The following is a 17,888-nucleotide window of genomic DNA, read 5'->3' on the forward strand; positions in this document are numbered from 1 at the left end:
TGTAGAAAATAAATTTAGCCCAACAAAAAGCCGTCATTACGACGGCTTTTTTGATCTCAATCTACGCCTAAAAAGATGCAAAGTTAGTCATCATTAAACAGAAAAACTTTTTTACACAGAGAAACTGGCACCACAGCCACAGGTTGTGGTTGCGTTAGGGTTTTTCACGAAGAAGCGAGAACCTTCCAGTCCTGAAGTGTAATCCACTTCACCACCGACTAAATATTGTAGGCTCATAGGATCGACAACCAAGAGAACGCCTTGTTTTTCTATCGTAAAATCGCCGTCATTGACCTTTTCATCAAAGGTAAAGCCGTACTGAAATCCAGAACAACCACCACCAGTCACATAGACTCGTAGCTTAAGTGCAGGATTTTGCTCTTCTTCCAGCAAACCTTTCACCTTAGCGGCTGCCGCATCGGTAAATTGGATTGGCATTGCTGTATCAGCTTGATCAGTCATTACTACCTCTTACATCAGTTTTCTGGGGCAAATTATCCTTTACCTGACTGTTTTGTTCAAGTATTACCCGTGGTTCTTTTTCACCCTGTAATAACTCAGGGGCACTATAGACATGTTCGGTCTGCGAATTCTTAGTCCAGCGGCTCGAAGGCACCAGCACTTTGACTTTCACTTGTTGTAAATTAAAGCCAGCAGGAACAGTGACCTTGGTATCTATGACTTGAAAATAGCGAAAATCAAATTCCAACTTAGAACCCGTGAGTTTGTTCACACTCAAGCTAACAGATTTGCCATCTTGCACACCAATAAGCGTCAATTCAGTTCGACCTTGAATAGCTTGCTTACGCTTTTGCAACTGAGTCAACACCAACTTGAGATGATATTCATCGGCCAAAGCGCCCCGCGTCATTTCAAGTCCGTGAATAGCGACACCTTCAGCATTATCATCCGGTGTCATAATGCTGCGGTAAAACGCCAGCTCATGTTCCAATTCTTTTTGCTTTTTCATTTGCTGGCCAAACATGTCTTGCATTTGGGTATTAGCCTCGCGCTCGACGGACAGCTCTAAATTTCGGGTTGCAAGTAGTTGGGTCTGTGCCTCTAACTCAGCGGTCAAGCGTTGAGTCTTGCTGCTGATATGCTTAACAACAGGCTCATCGCTACTTAATAGCAGAAAACTTATCCAAGCCCCAAAAAGAATAGAAACTAACACTAAAAGCGATAAATACACTGAAGATGGACGATACTTGAGATCCATCACTTGCAGCCGATCTAGCCAACGATGATAATTTGGCATTAGGTAACAGCCCCTTATATAAAATACAATCAACTCAAGAACGAGTTCGATACAATACAACTCAGGCCAATGTAGTGCAATTAACGATAAATAAAGTCGCTATCCAACATGCCATAGTCACAGCCAAAAAGTATTTAACCAATGAGCTACGTGACCATTTATCTCAAGCCCGCATCAGTGCACAGCTGTGCATACTGGCACTGTTATTTGCTATTTTTGCATCCTGCGTGATCTTACTGTTTCGACTCTTGCTCGTTTGGGCCAATCATTACACCCAAATACAGGCGATGGATTTTACGGGGAACGTCGCCGACTGGCGAGCCCTGTTACCCCTTTTAGGCGCAATATTAATTTGGATAGTGGCGAAGTTAGGCTCCAAACGCTACAAACGTATGGGAATAGCCTATGTGTTACATAGAGTTAAACTGCATTATGGTAAAATCCCCCTACAATCCGCCGCTGGGCAATTTTTTCAAGCACTCTTTGCCCTAGGCACAAATTTCTCAGTTGGCCGTGAAGGTCCTGCCATTCATCTGGGTGCTGTCAGCGCCAGTTTTCTTGCTGAAAAATTCAATCTTCCCGATAATAGCGTACGCATCATGTGTGCCAGTGGCATTGCAGCAGGGATTGCCGCAACGTTTAACGCGCCCTTGGCGGCGGTGATTTTTGTACTCGAAGTGATAGTACGTGAATATAAAATCCATTACTTTTTCCCGATTATGCTATCAGCAATTTGTGGCGCAGTTTCAAGCCAACTGGTGTTTGGTAATGTGCACGAATTTGACCGTATTCAAGTGATCCACATTCCCTTAGACCATTACCCTATTCTCGCCATTGGCGGCGTGGTATTAGGCTGCGCCGCGGCACTATTTAATTACTCGCTATTAAAAGTCACCGCGACGGGTCAAAACTGGCCACTCATTTACCGACTATTACTGGCGGGCAGCGTCACCACCTTAATAGGTCTAGTATTGCCACAAGCCCTTGGTACTGGCGATCTCGCCATTGGCGAAGCCATTAGCCAACATCCAAGCCTATTGCTGTTAATCGCCCTGTTATTTGCCAAAACCATCGCCACTATTGCGGCGATTGGCTTAGGTATACCCGGTGGTTTGATTGGTCCACTTTATGGTATCGGCGCGCTGCTCGGGGCGATTTTGGCGCTGATCAGCGCTATCTTATTCCCCTCCATCACCCCTTATGTAGGGCTTTACACTGTAATCGGCATGACAGCCATGATGGGCGTGTGTTTAAGCGCGCCGCTGGCCGCCTTAGTCGCCCTGTTAGAAATGACTAATGACGCCAGCATTATTTTACCGGCAATGTTTGTAACAATTCCGGCTTTTTTAATTGCTTATCAGGGTTTTAAGACCGACTCCATTTTCTTTAAGCAATTAGACATTATGGGACTAGGTTATAAGGTCGCCCCCGTGAATTTAGCACTGCAGAAAAAAGGCGTACGAGCCTTAATGGATAAACGCTTTGTTATCGTCAATAACAACGATGAATTGTTACTCGAAGTGCTAAAACGCGCCGAAGGTCGCCCTGTGCTAGTCCGCAATGCCGATGGCATTATCGAAATGCTTAGTCTTGAAATGCAATCCTATGATGACAGTACCACGCTATCACGCCATCCCATGCAAGGGCTAAGCGACAGCACCACCCTCAATGAAGTCTATTCACTATTGTCGCCCAAACGCTGCGGTGAGGTGTTTATCTATCAAGATACACCAGACAATGTGGTTGGAGTGATCAGTTGGTCGAACCTACAACAGGAGATTCGTTCAGGCCAAGCCTAATGCCAATTAATAACATCAATTTAAAACCTGATATCAATTTAAAATCTGATAGTGATGCAAAACCTAATATCGATGCCAAACCTTGATGCCAAACCTAAGGCGGCAGATTAAAAGCTTTGGGCTTCATCGCAAAAATCTAACACAGTGGCAATGTGGCTATTTCGTTGCCCCTGTGCTTCTGCTACAATCGCGCCTCAGCCACCCTACATAACATCAGGGCAGATAAGCGCGATACCGCAGCTTAAAATGCCCCCTAGCAAATTGGAAAACAGGCTGATGAATCAGTTCGAAGGATCCCATATCCTCTCCGTAAACCAGTTAGATCTTGACTCAATCCAAACTATTTTTAATGTCGCTAGCCGCATGATGCCCTATGCACTTCGAGAGAAGCGCAATAATGTGCTCGATGGCGCCATTTTAGGTAACCTGTTTTTCGAACCTAGTACCCGTACCCGCGTGAGTTTTGGTTGTGCCTTTAACTTGCTCGGCGGCCATGTACGTGAAACCACAGGCATGGCTTCATCGTCTTTATCTAAAGGTGAATCCCTGTACGATACGGCGCGGGTGTTATCCACCTATTCTGATGTCATTGCCATGCGCCATCCAGACTCTTACTCGGTCAAAGAGTTTGCTGAAGGCAGCCGCGTCCCAGTGATCAACGGCGGCGATGGTTCGAACGAGCATCCGACCCAAGCCTTGCTCGACTTATACACTATCCAAAAAGAACTCAAGTGTGCTGGCCGCGGTATCGATGGCATGCACATCGCTATGGTCGGCGACTTAAAATTTGGCCGTACTGTGCATTCACTGTCGCGCTTACTCTGCATGTATAAGAACATCAGTTTCACACTGATTTCACCTGCTGAATTAGCTATGCCTGATTATGTGATCTCCGACATTGAAAATGCTGGCCATAGCATCAAAATAACCGACCAACTTGAAGGCCATTTAGATAAAGCAGATATTTTGTATCTCACTCGCATTCAAGAAGAACGCTTCCCTTCACAGGAAGAAGCAAATAAGTATCGCGGCAAGTTCCGCTTAAATCGCAGTATTTACACTCAGCATTGCAAATCTAACACAGTCATTATGCACCCGCTTCCAAGGGATTCACGGGCGCAAGCCAATGAGTTAGATAATGATTTAAATAGCCATCCCAATCTTGCTATCTTCAGACAGGCGGATAATGGGCTGTTAATTCGCATGGCTTTGTTTGCATTGACACTCGGCGTTGATCATCAACTCGAAAAATATGAGTGTCCGGTTAATTGGTATTCACGTAAAGCCGATCGCTAATTGGCTACAGACTTTAAGGACTAAACATGACCCGTTCCGAAGCGCTATTTGAACAGGCTAAAAAAACCATCCCCGGCGGCGTTAACTCTCCGGTTCGTGCATTTAATGGTGTAGGCGGTTCGCCCCTGTTTATTGAAAAAGCTAACGGCGCTTATATTTACGATGCCGATGGTAAAGCTTATATCGACTATGTCGGTTCTTGGGGCCCGATGATCCTCGGCCACAACCACCCTAAAATCCGTGCAGCGGTATTAGCAGCGGTAGAAAATGGCTTATCTTTTGGTGCGCCAACTGAGCTTGAAGTGCAAATGGCCGAAAAAGTCATCTCTATGGTGCCTTCTATCGAGCAAGTACGCATGGTGAGTTCAGGTACAGAAGCCACTATGAGTGCTATCCGTTTGGCACGCGGTTTTACCAATCGTGACAAGATCTTAAAATTTGAAGGTTGTTACCACGGCCACGCAGATTGCCTATTAGTGAAAGCGGGTTCTGGCGCACTAACTTTAGGTCAACCTAGCTCACCAGGTATTCCAGAAGATTTCGCCAAACACACCTTAACGGCTGTGTATAACGACTTAGATTCTGTAAGAACCCTGTTCGAGCAGTATCCAACTGAGATTTCTTGCATCATCATCGAGCCCGTTGCTGGCAACATGAACTGTATTCCACCTGTCCCAGGTTTCCTTCAAGGCCTGCGTGATATGTGTGATGAGTTTGGCGCGCTGTTGATTATCGATGAAGTGATGACAGGTTTTCGCGTATCACTAAGTGGCGCTCAAGGTTACTACGGCGTCACACCAGACTTAACCACACTCGGTAAAGTGATTGGTGGCGGTATGCCAGTGGGGGCTTTCGGTGGCCGTAAAGATGTGATGCAATTTATCGCCCCTACGGGTCCGGTTTACCAAGCGGGTACGTTATCGGGTAACCCCATTGCGATGTCAGCGGGTCTGGCACAAATGGAAGCCCTGTGTGAAGAAGGTCTGTACGAAGCACTGAGCGCGAAAACCAAACGTATTGCAGAAGGCTTTAAAGCGGCTGCGGATAAGCACGGTATTCCAATGGCGATCAACTATGTTGGTGGTATGTTCGGTTTCTTCTTCACGGAACAACCCAAGATCACTCGTTTCGATCAAGTGACCCAATGCAATATCGAACAGTTCCGTATTTTCTACCACGGCATGCTAAATGAAGGTGTTTACTTAGCGCCAAGTGCCTATGAAGCAGGCTTCCTATCAATGGCCCATGGCGAAGAAGAAATGCGCTTAACCTTAGAAGCGGCAGATCGCGTATTGGCGAGCATGAAAGCGGCAAGCTAAGCCTAAGCTTTAGTATTTAAGCCGTTTAAACATAACAAAGGGACGCCAATGCGTCCCTTTGCTTTTATTCGATTTAATTAGCTTTGTGTCACTTTAATAACGATCAGACTTTTTAGAACCTAAAGCCGATTTAAATATTTTCGCAGCTACCATAAATTGTAAGGTCAAGTGGATATGCTCAATAACGTGCTAAGGCCAACCCATCACGCCCAGCGCAATAAGCTGCTTGCCACAATACGTTAACCAAACGAGTGAGCCTAAAAGCAAAAGACTCCAGATAACAAATGTCATTTTCCTCTACTTCAAAAACACAACATCCAGTATTGATACCCAAACAAGCTCAAGACGCAGAATTCTGCGGGACTGAGTGCTAAGAGCACTCAACTTCCGAGCGGGCACTCATTCAAAAGGTAAGCATTAAAAATGCCTGCCTACATAGGCATGACAATTCAGGAATATCGCCCTGAATAAAAATTAATTGAAGAATATGCAAACTAACTGCTTAGACTTTAATCGTAGATCTCACTTTTAACGCGGTAATCAAATCAAACAATACAGTTAATAACGCTGCAATAATCACAAAAACCAATATATAAAACTAATTGGCAACCAAAAAGCATGAGATAGACATCACAAAGAAGCATTAAATTGAGTTACAGCTAACAGTTGCGTTCTCTAGCCCATTATGTTCTGATCCGCACGCGCTAACTCGGCTAGCTTAATTTAGCCTTGATATGCCCAATCTTTAGGTTGACTCAAGTCGCCCTACGACATCAAAACAGCAGTTGGAATTGCAGTTATGTTAAATACCTTTCTCATCTTACTGGCCGTGCTCGCATTGCTCAGTATTATTTTCGAAGAAGTGACCCACCTTAATAAAGCAAAAACCACCTTATTCTTTGGTTGTATCTCTTGGGTAGCGCTGTTTATGGCTGCAGGGGAACCGGCTAATGAGAAAATCGTTGCCCATCAGCTCAATGAAAATTTGCTCGAGATTGCCACACTTTGGCTCTTTCTGATGTCGACCATGACCTTCGTAGCATATTTGAATGCTAAGGGTATGATCCAAATCATGGTGCAAAAGCTGTTTCCGCAGAAAGTATCAGTGCGTATGTTAATGATCCAAGTCGCCCTGTTTGCACTCGTGCTCTCAGCATTTTGTGATAACGTCACCGCGACTTTAGTGTCTTTAGGTTTATTAACCACCTTTAAACTCGATAAGCAAATGCGCCGTAGAATGGCAGTGTTGATTATCTTCGCGGTGAACTCAGGCGGTGTGGCCCTGATCACTGGTGATGTGACGACACTAATGATCTTCTTAGCTGGGCATGTGCATATGTCTGAACTATTGATGTTGTTTATCCCTTCAGCCGTCAGCGTGATTTTACTGGCAACCCTATTCTCACTCAAAGCCGAAGGTGTTGTGAGCACGACGCCAATCAAACATACTTATCAAACCGTTGATGTATTGATTGCCCTCGTCTTCTTCTGCACCATTTTAATGACCATGCTACTCAACATATTGTTTGGTATCCCGCCAGTGTTAACCTTCTTAACGGGTCTATCAATTATGTTCCTGATTGGCCATACCACGCGCAGTGATAAAGAAGAAATCAAGATCCTAGAGTATATTCGCCAAGTTGAATACGACACCCTGTTGTTCTTCTTAGGTATTTTACTGCTCGTTGGTATGCTTAAAGAAATTGGCACCTTAGACATGTTGACTGAAGCTTATACTCAGTTTAATCCAAACATCTCTAACTTCGTCACTGGTATGGGCTCAGCCTTAATTGATAACGTACCGCTAACGGCGGCATTGTTAAAAGCCAATCCAGTACTGAGTACTCCTGAATGGCTTGGCTTGACTTACAGCGTCGGAGTCGGTGGTTCACTGCTGATTATCGGTTCAGCATCAGGTATTGTAGCCATGAGCAAAGTGAAAGAACTGACTTTTGTGAGCTACTTGAAATATGTTCCTGCACTTTTCCTCTGCTACAGCGTCGGTTACGCACTGACCCTATTCTTAGCCAACAGACTGTTTGATTAAGTTGAGATTCACTAAGATCAAAAAAGGCGCCTAGTGCGCCTTTTTTATCAACTACTTATTTATTGTTACCACAAATAACCGCTAGCATGACTTATCGTAATACCTGATTAGATTGCGGGCACCTTAAACTGGGTTCCTTGAATATCTAACACTATGTCCCTTGGACGAATAGAGATGATTTTCAGCTTACCAGCAATCATATCCCCTTCTTGTAACTCAGCACCGTCTACATTCAGCCATCTCTGGGCAGGGTCGCTGGAATAAACATGAGCAACGATATTAAATTCAGGCACTTGTAATTGCAGACCTGCAGGTAATTGGCCGTATTTCGGAATTTCATCCACAGCAGTTTTGGGGATCGGATCTAATTTAGCTTCAGTGACATTCGTCTCTGCAGCATTAACATATTCCACATCCTTTAATGCATTTTGAAAGGAAGCCACTAACTTATCTTCATCGCGACTTTTATTGGTCTCTAAACCGACATCTTCCGCCGCGGCACTGACTTGCTGACGCAGGGCTTCGAGACTCGCTAGACCCGACTCATTGGCATTAGCACCTAACATCATAGGCTGCTGTGCTTGCGTCTCTGCTGCTGACACAACCTCTTCCTGACTTGCCGCATCGACTTGGGCTGACGTCGACATATAATCTGCGTAGCTTGAATCACTAAAACCCGAATTGCTATCACTTTGAGCCGGCATGCCAACAGAATTGGTCGTTATATTCGCGCTAGCATTCATTTGAGGCGCATTTGATACTACAGTCTCTGCCTGAAATTGTGGCGATACCGTTAGCTCGGGTAAAGTCTGCGTCCGAGGAAGCGCCACTTTCCCAGCAAGCCGAACACCTGAAGCAGCACTGGGCTCAACTTGGAGCTCAGAGTCAGATCCTACCGCGGTAGACTGAAGCTCATTTTTAATCCCAGTCGAAGCTGGTAATGATGAAGTTGATGGTAGTACGTTAGCCACTGCCACAGTATCACTTTGGGGAAGTCGAGTTTTATCCCAAACGCTTAATCCCCAAGCCACACCAATTCCAGCGGCAACTGCAACGACTAATATAGACAGTTTTCCTATCGGCACACCCGATTTACGAGGCTGTGGATAATTAGCCCTTGGCGTCATCACAGCATCAGGTAACGGTGATTGTTGCTGTTGTTTGTTGCGGGTTACGGCATCGAGTAAAATGGACATCAGCTCCGCGCCCCATCATCAGTTAACCTTGGGCCTTGCTGACTTAAATACAAATTTAATCTCACTAATGTTTGATTCCCTGCAATACCATCGGCTTTTAATCCATGCTGACTTTGGAAGGTTTTAAGATCATTTTCCAATTGCACATCAAATTGATTAACCCGACGGGGGCTACGACCATTCACATGGGCTAACGCATTCTCTAACCACTGTAATTGACCAGGACTCGATTTTTGACTGATATCCATCATAGGCAAATTAGGTGCTTGCCATAATATTTCGAAGGTGCCACTGAAATGTTGATTAAACCAAGCTCTATCAACCCAAAGTTGTTGCTCACCCAGTTGCATCAGTAATTGTTCCCCCTCTACCGCAAGCACTGCACCATAAAAATCTTGTTGCTTGTCATCAACCAAATACACGACAGCCGGATAATTAAGCCGAGTCAGTGACATCCAGTTACCCTGCTGTTGATAGCAAGCTAATCCTTGCTCAACCGCCGATTGGCAAGCCGTCAAGCCTTTATAGGGCACTTTGCCCCACACGCTAAATAAACCTGCAAAAGCAGTATCGATATTGCGACTCTGATTAATCGCCTCGTTTAACAGACGTTGATTAGGATCGGGAATGGAAGTCTGACCGCTTGGTTGATTAGTCGGTTTTACTGACTTATCAACAACGCCTTCACCACCCAAGGTTTGAGCATTTAATGACGCCACATTAGTTGGCACAGACTCAGAAACCAAATTGGACGCTGGCACCGTATTGACTGACTTATCAGTAAATAACCAATAAGACACACCAAACGCAACACATAACGCCGCAGCGGTTGCTGTCGGCCACAGATATCTATTTTGAGTCGGTTCTTCTTCACCTAATACTTCAGCCGCAGCTTGCCGCACCATATGATGATCTATGGGCACCCGCGATTGTGCATAGCCTGCCATCAGTGAACGTTCACATAAGAGGTTAATTAATCGAGGAATGCCGCCACTGTATTTCTGCAAAACGTTAACGGCTTTACGGGTGAATAAAGGCTCAAACCGCCCTGCCACTTGCAAACGATGCAGCACATAGAGGGCGATTTCATCTTCATTGAGCGGCAATAAATGATAACGAGCCGTGATCCGCTGGGCTAACTGACGCAATTCTTGGCGCTTCAATAACAGCTGTAATTCCGGCTGACCGATTAAAATCACCTGCAGTAACTTCTTAGTGTCCGTCTCCAAATTAGTCAGAAGACGCAATTGCTCCAGCACCTCAGGACGTAAATGCTGTGCTTCATCGATAATGAGCACGGTATTACGACCTTTGCTGTGATTCGCCAATAAAAAACGGCTCAAGTGATCAGTCAATTGCTTGAGTGTAGGATTATCGCCGTAGGAAATCTTAAGCTCATCACAAAGCGTTGCGAGTAATTCAAGCTCAGTTAACGACGGATTAAGGATAAAAGCAGTATCGGTATTGTCGGGCAATTGCCCAAGTAAACAACGAGATACTGTTGTTTTACCCGTACCGACTTCCCCTGTTAACAACACAAAGCCGCCCGTTTCCCCTAACCCATAGGTTAAATGGGCTAACGCCTCTCTGTGCCTATCACTCAGAAATAAATAATGGGGATTGGGTGCAATTGAAAAAGGGTTATCGCTGAGTCCGTAAAAGGCCTTGTACATACCACCAATCATCCTAATTTAAAAATAACGCCCCACGTTAAAGCGTCCCAATGTTATTGTCAAAATATCTGCAACATCAATGTGACAGATAAGTGCGCAAATATCTCGCGACGACTTTATCCATCATCTTAATGAGCGTGATAAGCTATGTTCATGACACATTAGCCGAATCTTGCCTGTGAAAATATATCTCGTCGGCGGTGCTGTACGTGACAGCCTGCTCAATCTTCCCATTAAAGATAAAGATTACCTCGTCGTTGGAGCAACACCAGAACAAATGCTGCAACAGGGTTACCGCCAAGTGGGTAAAGATTTCCCCGTATTTCTACACCCCAAAAATCAACAAGAATATGCTTTAGCCCGAACCGAACGAAAAATTGGTCTGGGTTATGGTGGTTTTAGCTGCCACGCCAGCCCTGATGTGACTTTAGAACAAGATTTGTTGCGCCGAGATCTAACCATCAATGCGATCGCCCAAGATGAAAAGGGCAACTTATATGATCCTTTTAATGGTATTGAGGATATTAACGCGCGCCTGTTACGCCATGTGTCGGATGCTTTCGTTGAAGATCCACTGCGAGTGTTACGCGTCGCCCGCTTTGCCGCAAGGTTTCATGCCTTAGGATTTCAAATTGCCGCAGAAACCCTGGCACTGATGCGTCAAATTAGCGCAAGCGATGAGCTTAGCGCTTTAACGGCGGAGCGAGTTTGGCAAGAGGTTGATAAAAGTTTAGGCGGACCTCACCCAGAGGTCTTTTTTGAGGTACTTCACCAATGTGGCGCACTCGAAGTCCTATTCCCTGAAATTCACGCCTTATTTGGCATACCTCAACCTGAAAAATGGCATCCTGAAATAGATACTGGCGTGCATACCTTAATGGTGCTCGCTCAAGCCGCACTGCTCACTGGAGATAAAAGCGTTCGGTTTGCCGCCCTAGTACATGATTTGGGCAAAGCACTGAGCCCAAAAGAGCATTTACCAAAGCATCACGGCCACGGCCAGAAAGGCTTGCCACTCATAAAAGCACTCTGTACCCGTTTACGAGTACCGAATGAGGCACGCGATCTGGCGTTACTCGTCAGCGACCAACATCAGAACGTCCATCAGGCATTCGAGCTCAGAGCCGAAACTATCGTTAAAATATTCGATAAAGCTGACTTTTGGCGTAAACCAGAGCGCTTAACGCAACTTATATTAGCTTGCACCGCAGATATGCGCGGCCGCACAGGATTTGAAAACATCCCATATCCTCAGGGAGAGTATTTAACTCAGTGCTTCACTGTCGCCAATAATGTCGATATTGCCGCCATCATTGCCACTGGTTTCCAAGGCGCAGAGATAAAACAAGCCGTAAATTTACATCGAGTTGAAGCCGTCTGTCAGTTTAAACAAAAAATGCAAACAAAACTGCCGATGGATAACCAGTAATTTGTAAAGGATTTGTAAGTCGTGCATCACTGCATGGTGAATAATGCCCCTTTTTACGATTAGAAATGTCGATATCACATAGAAAAAAAGCTTTTAAAAAAAATTTATATGCCTATAGTGGTTAAACACATTAATATTCGTAGCAAATTAAAATAGCTATGTCATAATTAGGCAGTTTCGCTTACAAAGTAACGAAACATTCAAATCCAACCTATTTTAAGGGATTTTTTACAATGAACAAAAAAGTACTGATGATTGCTGGTTTAGCAATGACTGCCCTACTAGGTGGTTGCGCGAACACTACTGCTCTGGAAGAAAGCGTTGCAACTCTGGGCAACAAAGTTGATCAATTGTCAGCTGATGTTGGTTCTCTGAAATCAGAGCAAAGCAAACTGTCTGCAGACGTTAAAGATGCAAAAGCAGCATCTATGGACGCACAAGCAGAAGCTAAACGCGCAAACGACCGTTTAGACAACGTTGCTTCTCGTTACAAGAAGTAATGAAAGGTAATTTAGCTTACTATTTAGTAAGTTAAGACAAAAGGCTTAAGAAAGATGAAAGCGATAAGCACATCAATCTAAGCCTTTTTTTATACCTACAATTCAAGATTGCCATGCAAAGAATAGCGAATGCGGCAATACAAAATCGCTAAATTGATTTTAAACTTCCAAAGGTATGTTAAAGGCGATTCGCCTACCTCCCCCCCTAAAAGTTAGCCTTGGCATACTTCTGTATAAATGAGTGCTATCCCTCTTTTAAATAAAGTCGCGTTATTAATCTAAACTTCTCGTTTGCGTTTTTTAAGCATCCCTAACAATCAGCCTCATTATCATAAAAAATGTATTCATGGGAAATGAAAGCTATTAATTTAAAGCACAGCTATAGATAAAAAAATCGAGGCTATATGGGAAACAAAGGCAATAAGAAGGTTGTATTTGTCACTGAACAAATAGGCCTAAAGTTAAAAATAATAACACCTTCAGCCTATCCAACATAAAAATAACATAAAAACGTCAAACAGAATCATAGACTTGAGTAATATCGCCTTTTAAAACATCAAAAAACCATCTAGCTAAGCCTATGAATTGTTTTAAAATTAACCGCATCGACTGCAAGTTTTAACCTATAGCGATTCACTCACGCGTTTATGTGCTAAGACTAATACATAGTCAATTTCTAGCGACTCAAAATGATTAGCTTGAATATCGTGTTTCATCTTGTCAGTTGCACGCCACGCATAGGGTGCCATATCCAATAACGTTAATGCCTGTTCACCTGTAACTGATAAAGTAAAGCGCAGTGACTGAGTTTCTTTTACCAATAATGCTGAGGGTAAATTCACTTGGAAAGGTTTTTCAGCCAAGTCGGAATAAATATATTCTCTGAGTTGCCATAGATGTCGTGGCCCAGGCATAACCAGTAACATGGTCCCATCATCTTTCAATACCCTGACAGACTCTTTTCCCTTTAACGGCCTATCAATAACAGTAATAAAATCCACACAATTATCGGCAAAGGGTAATTTTTTAGAAGAGCTTAAACACAAGATCCCAGGAGTCTGCGCTTTTGCTGCAGCAAAAATAGCATTTTCTGCGTCCGCTACACCCACGTACTGGACGTTTCGCGGATTTTCGACCTCTGCCAACTTGGAAGCTAAAGCACGCAAATAGAAGCCCTCAGCGCATTCATAATCCAATAAACAAGCGTCAGGCTTGATAGAGCCCGTGATTAACTCAGCCAGTTTATCGATTAAAGGCGAAAAGATGCCTGATTCGAGAAGAAAACGCTTAGCCCTAACTTGCTCGCGCGAATCCCCTGTCGGCTTTTGGCGTTGTGGTTTAGTAAAAACCCAATAACCTTGCTCATTTCGATCAAAGTGATGCTTATTTGCACAATAAAAACCTTGGGAGGCTTTGTGTTGTTTTAACGCAAGTCCGCAGGTTGGACACTGATATTCGAGACCCATATAAAGCTCCAAAAATAAGTTAAGCTTCAGAAAAATGAGGAAGCTCCAAAAACAAAAATCGGGTACTTGACCCGATTCTATTATTCATAATTTCACTATGATGACTAAGCTGGAATGACTACAAAAAAATAAATCCACACAGCACAGCACCCAGTGCCAAACGGTAAATAACAAACGGGGTCATTCCCATGCGGCTGATGATTTTCAAGAAATAATGAATACATGCATAAGCTGCAACAAAGGAAATCAAAGTGCCTAAGATCAATGCTTGATAATCAATTGGCAGCGCGCTTTCCGCCAAATCTTTACCCACTAAAATTGCCGCACCTAAGCTCACAGGCACTGACATTAAGAATGAAAAGCGAGCCGCAGCATCTCGACTCAAACCTAACATTAGCGCCGCTGTCATAGTGGCGCCAGAACGTGAAGTTCCAGGGATTAAAGCAAGCGCCTGGGCGAAACCAATTAACAAGGCTTTGCGCCATCCAGTCTGATAGATTGTTAAATCGCGGCGCGACATCTTATCAGCCCACCACAATAATAAACCAAAAACGACTGTCGTGACCGCGATAACCTCTGTATTACGCAGGTGAGTTGCAATAAAATCCTTAGCCATAAAACCAAAAAATACAGCGGGTAACGTCGCCAGAATAATCCACCATGCCAACTTGCTGTCTTCGGATTGCTGACCTTTAAAGATGCTTGCAACCCAAGCATTAAACATAGTCCATAACTCGTGTCTAAAATAAATCACCACAGCAAATAACGACCCCGTATTCACCGCCACGTCGAATGACAAACCTTGATCTTCCCAGCCTAAAAGCTGAGCAGGCAGAATTAAGTGGGCAGAACTAGAAATAGGCAAAAACTCAGTTAGCCCTTGAATAAGCGCTAAAATAATGACCTGAAACGTATCCATGACAATCCTATCAATAAATTAAAACGTCAGCCCTTGGGGCCATTCAAACATCACAGGCCAAAGCCGCTGCGACTCTTTATCATACTCTTGCCACAAACTGGCATAGCTTTTATCAACCAAGGGATGAATTAATTCCGGCGCTAACTCGGCTAATGGCCATAACACAAAGGCATTATTAACTATCTCTGCACGGGGGAGCGTAACGGGCGTTTCACATACCACATGGTCATAAAGCAGCAGGTCTAAATCTAAAGTTCTTGGGCTAAATTTCTTCGCCCCGACAAGCCGGCCGTGATTCTGCTCGATTTGCTTAAACTGCGCAACTACCGCAGCAATATTAAAGTCAGTTTCAGCACTAGCAACCATATTCAGAAAGTTAGTGCCACTAAAACCTACCGCTTCACTTTCATACATAGAAGAGAGGCGCAGCGGCCCAAAACACGCTCGCAGCGATATTAATCCCGCTTGCAAATGCTGTTCAGGCTCGATATTGCTACCTAGACTGATATAAATACGTGCCATGCAATGTCCAATTTATCTGAAGATAAACATGATTTCTTAATCAACAGTCGAGTTGATCAAACTCTTATCTAACGTGAACGCTCTATCTCAACGCCAACAGAAGCGGCAGTGGCTACCGCCCCCGGCTTCATCACGACAACTTTCACCCAAGTCACGTTAAATTCTTGAAGTAAGCAATCCGCTACGCGCTCGGCAACCGTTTCGATTAACTCGATTGGATGTTCAGTAATAAGTTCTGTTAATCGATTGGAAACTGTCTCATAGCAAAGTGCATATTGATAATCGTCTGTCGCAGCGGCAAGTTTGTTATCCCACGCCATATCTAAATCTAGCAACAGACTCTGATGGATTGTCTTTTCCCACTCATAGACACCAATCACAGTATCGACGCGTAATTGCCGTATAAGTACTTTATCCATGCTTTCTCCAACTAACTTACTACTATGAGGTCTGATAAGCTAAAAGCGATCCTAGCTGTATAATCCGCAATCTTCTGACAGATAACTAATTTGCTTTCTACTCGAGCCAATCCACAGTAGGATAACGCCCTAAAAGGATTTGCTCATTCAGAAAATATCTCAACCTCAAATGGGCGAGTTATTCCACAAACCTATAGCGGGATTGGCAACTGAGTCAGCTTTTTAAATTGTTGCGCGATAATACCTTAAGACGCGTAAGGAAACCAATGTGAGTCCATTAACACTGACACTTTTGATGATTTTGGCCGCCTATTTGGCTGGTTCAATCTCGAGTGCTGTGCTGGTTTGTAGAATGAGGGGTTTACCCGATCCAAGATTACAGGGTTCAGGTAATCCGGGAGCTACCAATGTACTGCGAATTGGCGGCGCGAGTTCGGCTGCCATGGTGTTGTTTTTCGACATGCTCAAAGGCGCCCTGCCATCTTATTTAGCCTATCTGATGGGCATAGATGCAGTCTCACTCGGACTTATCGCTATCGCCGCCTGCCTTGGGCATATTTATCCCGTATTTTTTGGATTTAAGGGGGGGAAAGGTGTCGCAACAGCTTTTGGTGCTATGGCTCCCATTGGCGATGATTTAGCCATTTGCTTAATGGCATCTTGGATTGTCCTCCTCTTAATTAGCCGCTACTCGTCCCTTGCTGCCATTCTGACGGCCTTACTTGCACCACTTTATACTTGGTGGTTAGACGACAGATTTACCATTCCCGTTGCCATGCTATCGACGCTTATCATTATTCGTCATAAAGACAATATCCAACGGTTACTTAAAGGTGAAGAGTCAAAAGTTTCACGTAAAAAAACGCCTAAAAAATCTTAATGTGACAACATTATCCCAATAAAAAACTGCGCTATAAGCGCAGTTTTTTTGTCTCAACATAAACTATCAACATCAAAGGCGTTTTATGCCACAGGTGGCAAGGTATCTAACGGCCATCTTGGCTGACCTTTTACCGCCAAATCTTCGTGCTGCCCCGCCTTTAAACGCTGCAATCCTGCAAAGGCAATCATGGCGCCGTTATCGGTACAAAACTCACCACGGGGATAAAATACTTGCCCACCAAGCGAGCTCATCATTTCAGCCAAGGTTTCTCTTAAGCGCGTATTAGCACTCACGCCACCGGCGATCACTAAGCGGTTATAGCCTGTTTGCTTCAGTGCACGGCGACATTTAATCGCTAGCGTATCAACCACAGCTTCTTCAAAAGCACGCGCAATATTGGCACGAGTCTGTTCATCGTCAGGTTCGGCAGCAATGGTATTAGCGGTAAAGGTTTTTAGACCCGAAAAGCTAAAATCGAGTCCAGGTCTATCGGTCATAGGCCGCGGAAACTTATACCCTGCAGGTAAACCTTTAGCAGCAAGCTTTGCTAAACGCGGACCGCCGGGATAATCCAGCCCCATTAACTTAGCTGTTTTATCAAACGCTTCACCCGCAGCATCATCAACAGACTCGCCTAATACTTCATAGCGCCCAATTCCATCGACTTTAACCAACATAGAATGGCCACCAGAGACCAATAAGGCCACAAAGGGGAACTCGGGCGCGTCATCTTCAAGCATTGGCGCCAGTAGATGTCCTTCCATATGATGCACACCAATAGCAGGCTTGTCCCAAGCAAACGCCAGTGACCGCCCCACACAGGCGCCAACAAGCAAAGCACCAATCAAACCTGGGCCCTTGGTATAGGCAATCCCATCGAGATCAGCAATTTCAGTATTCGCATCTTTCAGCGCTTGACGAATAAGCGGCACAATTTTGCGCACATGGTCACGTGACGCCAACTCAGGCACCACACCACCATAGTCAGCATGCAGCTTAACCTGACTGTATAAAGTATGAGATAATAAGCCCAGTTCATCGTCATAGACGGCGATACCTGTCTCGTCACAGGATGTTTCAATACCTAAAACCCGCATGGTGTCTCATCAATTGCTAACTAAAGGGCGCCAATTCTACCTGCAAGCGCTCGATTACTCCAGTC

The 17,888-nt window shown here is 44.5% G+C and carries 16 protein-coding genes; 7 read left to right on the top strand and 9 right to left on the bottom strand.

What is annotated here, in order from left to right:
* Positions 1 to 111: 111 nt before the first annotated feature.
* Both erpA and L5M51_RS13875 read right to left on the bottom strand, forming a co-directional pair.
* Positions 112 to 462, bottom strand: a complete 351-nt coding sequence (gene erpA / locus L5M51_RS13870; protein WP_006080742.1) for an iron-sulfur cluster insertion protein ErpA — start codon at positions 460 to 462, stop codon at positions 112 to 114.
* On the bottom strand, positions 455 to 1,258 hold the full coding sequence (locus tag L5M51_RS13875) for a DUF6776 family protein (protein WP_028760855.1): 804 nt from the start codon (positions 1,256 to 1,258) through the stop codon (positions 455 to 457). The genes erpA and L5M51_RS13875 overlap by 8 nt, the downstream gene beginning before the upstream one ends.
* Before the next feature lie 74 nt (positions 1,259 to 1,332).
* On the opposite strand from L5M51_RS13875, the gene L5M51_RS13880 reads away from it, so the two are divergent.
* From L5M51_RS13880 to nhaD, 4 genes are all read left to right on the top strand, one after another.
* On the top strand, positions 1,333 to 3,057 hold the full coding sequence (locus L5M51_RS13880; RefSeq protein WP_263173321.1) for a chloride channel protein: 1,725 nt from the start codon (positions 1,333 to 1,335) through the stop codon (positions 3,055 to 3,057).
* 276 nt (positions 3,058 to 3,333) lie between these two features.
* A complete protein-coding gene (locus L5M51_RS13885) occupies positions 3,334 to 4,353 on the top strand; it encodes an aspartate carbamoyltransferase (RefSeq protein WP_006080739.1) in 1,020 nt (339 codons plus the stop codon).
* Positions 4,354 to 4,379: 26 nt separating this feature from the next.
* The gene (gene hemL / locus L5M51_RS13890; RefSeq protein WP_263173322.1) at positions 4,380 to 5,672 is read left to right on the top strand and encodes a glutamate-1-semialdehyde 2,1-aminomutase; all 1,293 of its coding nucleotides are present in this window, start codon (positions 4,380 to 4,382) and stop codon (positions 5,670 to 5,672) included.
* A 799-nt stretch (positions 5,673 to 6,471) separates the two neighbouring features.
* A complete protein-coding gene (nhaD, locus tag L5M51_RS13895) occupies positions 6,472 to 7,719 on the top strand; it encodes a sodium:proton antiporter NhaD (protein WP_028760859.1) in 1,248 nt (415 codons plus the stop codon).
* 107 nt (positions 7,720 to 7,826) lie between these two features.
* On the opposite strand, the gene L5M51_RS13900 is transcribed toward nhaD, so the two are convergent.
* Together L5M51_RS13900 and L5M51_RS13905 are read right to left on the bottom strand one after the other, a co-directional pair.
* A complete protein-coding gene (locus L5M51_RS13900) occupies positions 7,827 to 8,915 on the bottom strand; it encodes a general secretion pathway protein GspB (RefSeq protein ID WP_263146044.1) in 1,089 nt (362 codons plus the stop codon).
* Entirely contained in the window at positions 8,915 to 10,588 is a 1,674-nt protein-coding gene (locus L5M51_RS13905) for an ExeA family protein (protein ID WP_028760861.1), read from the bottom strand. The genes L5M51_RS13900 and L5M51_RS13905 overlap by 1 nt, the downstream gene beginning before the upstream one ends.
* Positions 10,589 to 10,766: 178 nt before the next feature.
* Here L5M51_RS13905 and L5M51_RS13910 point away from each other — a divergent pair, with 178 nt between their 5' ends.
* Entirely contained in the window at positions 10,767 to 12,017 is a 1,251-nt protein-coding gene (locus tag L5M51_RS13910) for a multifunctional CCA addition/repair protein (RefSeq protein WP_263146043.1), read from the top strand.
* A 233-nt stretch (positions 12,018 to 12,250) separates the two neighbouring features.
* Positions 12,251 to 12,517 (top strand): Lpp/OprI family alanine-zipper lipoprotein, encoded by a 267-nt coding sequence (locus L5M51_RS13915; protein ID WP_006080732.1) that lies wholly within the window; start codon positions 12,251 to 12,253, stop codon positions 12,515 to 12,517.
* 623 nt (positions 12,518 to 13,140) lie between these two features.
* On the opposite strand, the gene L5M51_RS13920 is transcribed toward L5M51_RS13915, so the two are convergent.
* From L5M51_RS13920 to folB, 4 genes are all read right to left on the bottom strand, one after another.
* A complete protein-coding gene (locus tag L5M51_RS13920; RefSeq protein WP_263146042.1) occupies positions 13,141 to 13,983 on the bottom strand; it encodes a putative RNA methyltransferase in 843 nt (280 codons plus the stop codon).
* 118 nt (positions 13,984 to 14,101) lie between these two features.
* The gene (locus L5M51_RS13925; RefSeq protein WP_173246178.1) at positions 14,102 to 14,902 is read right to left on the bottom strand and encodes an undecaprenyl-diphosphate phosphatase; all 801 of its coding nucleotides are present in this window, start codon (positions 14,900 to 14,902) and stop codon (positions 14,102 to 14,104) included.
* Positions 14,903 to 14,920: 18 nt separating this feature from the next.
* A complete protein-coding gene (gene folK, locus L5M51_RS13930) occupies positions 14,921 to 15,424 on the bottom strand; it encodes a 2-amino-4-hydroxy-6-hydroxymethyldihydropteridine diphosphokinase (protein WP_263173323.1) in 504 nt (167 codons plus the stop codon).
* Positions 15,425 to 15,492: 68 nt separating this feature from the next.
* Positions 15,493 to 15,843, bottom strand: coding sequence for a dihydroneopterin aldolase (gene folB / locus L5M51_RS13935; protein ID WP_028760866.1), 351 nt, complete (start codon positions 15,841 to 15,843; stop codon positions 15,493 to 15,495).
* 268 nt (positions 15,844 to 16,111) lie between these two features.
* Between folB and plsY the strand changes: the two genes are divergently transcribed.
* The gene (gene plsY / locus L5M51_RS13940) at positions 16,112 to 16,723 is read left to right on the top strand and encodes a glycerol-3-phosphate 1-O-acyltransferase PlsY (protein ID WP_028760867.1); all 612 of its coding nucleotides are present in this window, start codon (positions 16,112 to 16,114) and stop codon (positions 16,721 to 16,723) included.
* 83 nt (positions 16,724 to 16,806) lie between these two features.
* Here plsY and tsaD read toward each other — a convergent pair whose 3' ends face one another.
* The gene (gene tsaD, locus L5M51_RS13945; RefSeq protein WP_131523062.1) at positions 16,807 to 17,823 is read right to left on the bottom strand and encodes a tRNA (adenosine(37)-N6)-threonylcarbamoyltransferase complex transferase subunit TsaD; all 1,017 of its coding nucleotides are present in this window, start codon (positions 17,821 to 17,823) and stop codon (positions 16,807 to 16,809) included.
* Between the last annotated feature and the right edge of the window lie 65 nt (positions 17,824 to 17,888).

Source organism: Shewanella sp. SM73, assembly GCF_025653795.1.
Classification (GTDB): domain Bacteria; phylum Pseudomonadota; class Gammaproteobacteria; order Enterobacterales; family Shewanellaceae; genus Shewanella; species Shewanella oncorhynchi.

Bases quoted from the DNA above. Each gene is read 5' to 3' on its own strand.
- erpA (WP_006080742.1), bottom strand. From the start codon at position 462: ATGACTGATCAAGCTGATACAGCAATGCCAATCCAATTTACCGATGCG.
- L5M51_RS13875 (WP_028760855.1), bottom strand. From the start codon at position 1,258: ATGCCAAATTATCATCGTTGGCTAGATCGGCTGCAAGTGATGGATCTC.
- L5M51_RS13885 (WP_006080739.1), top strand. From the start codon at position 3,334: ATGAATCAGTTCGAAGGATCCCATATCCTCTCCGTAAACCAGTTAGAT.
- hemL (WP_263173322.1), top strand. From the start codon at position 4,380: ATGACCCGTTCCGAAGCGCTATTTGAACAGGCTAAAAAAACCATCCCC.
- nhaD (WP_028760859.1), top strand. From the start codon at position 6,472: ATGTTAAATACCTTTCTCATCTTACTGGCCGTGCTCGCATTGCTCAGT.
- L5M51_RS13900 (WP_263146044.1), bottom strand. From the start codon at position 8,915: ATGTCCATTTTACTCGATGCCGTAACCCGCAACAAACAACAGCAACAA.
- L5M51_RS13905 (WP_028760861.1), bottom strand. From the start codon at position 10,588: ATGTACAAGGCCTTTTACGGACTCAGCGATAACCCTTTTTCAATTGCA.
- L5M51_RS13915 (WP_006080732.1), top strand. From the start codon at position 12,251: ATGAACAAAAAAGTACTGATGATTGCTGGTTTAGCAATGACTGCCCTA.
- L5M51_RS13920 (WP_263146042.1), bottom strand. From the start codon at position 13,983: ATGGGTCTCGAATATCAGTGTCCAACCTGCGGACTTGCGTTAAAACAA.
- L5M51_RS13925 (WP_173246178.1), bottom strand. From the start codon at position 14,902: ATGGATACGTTTCAGGTCATTATTTTAGCGCTTATTCAAGGGCTAACT.
- folK (WP_263173323.1), bottom strand. From the start codon at position 15,424: ATGGCACGTATTTATATCAGTCTAGGTAGCAATATCGAGCCTGAACAG.
- folB (WP_028760866.1), bottom strand. From the start codon at position 15,843: ATGGATAAAGTACTTATACGGCAATTACGCGTCGATACTGTGATTGGT.
- tsaD (WP_131523062.1), bottom strand. From the start codon at position 17,823: ATGCGGGTTTTAGGTATTGAAACATCCTGTGACGAGACAGGTATCGCC.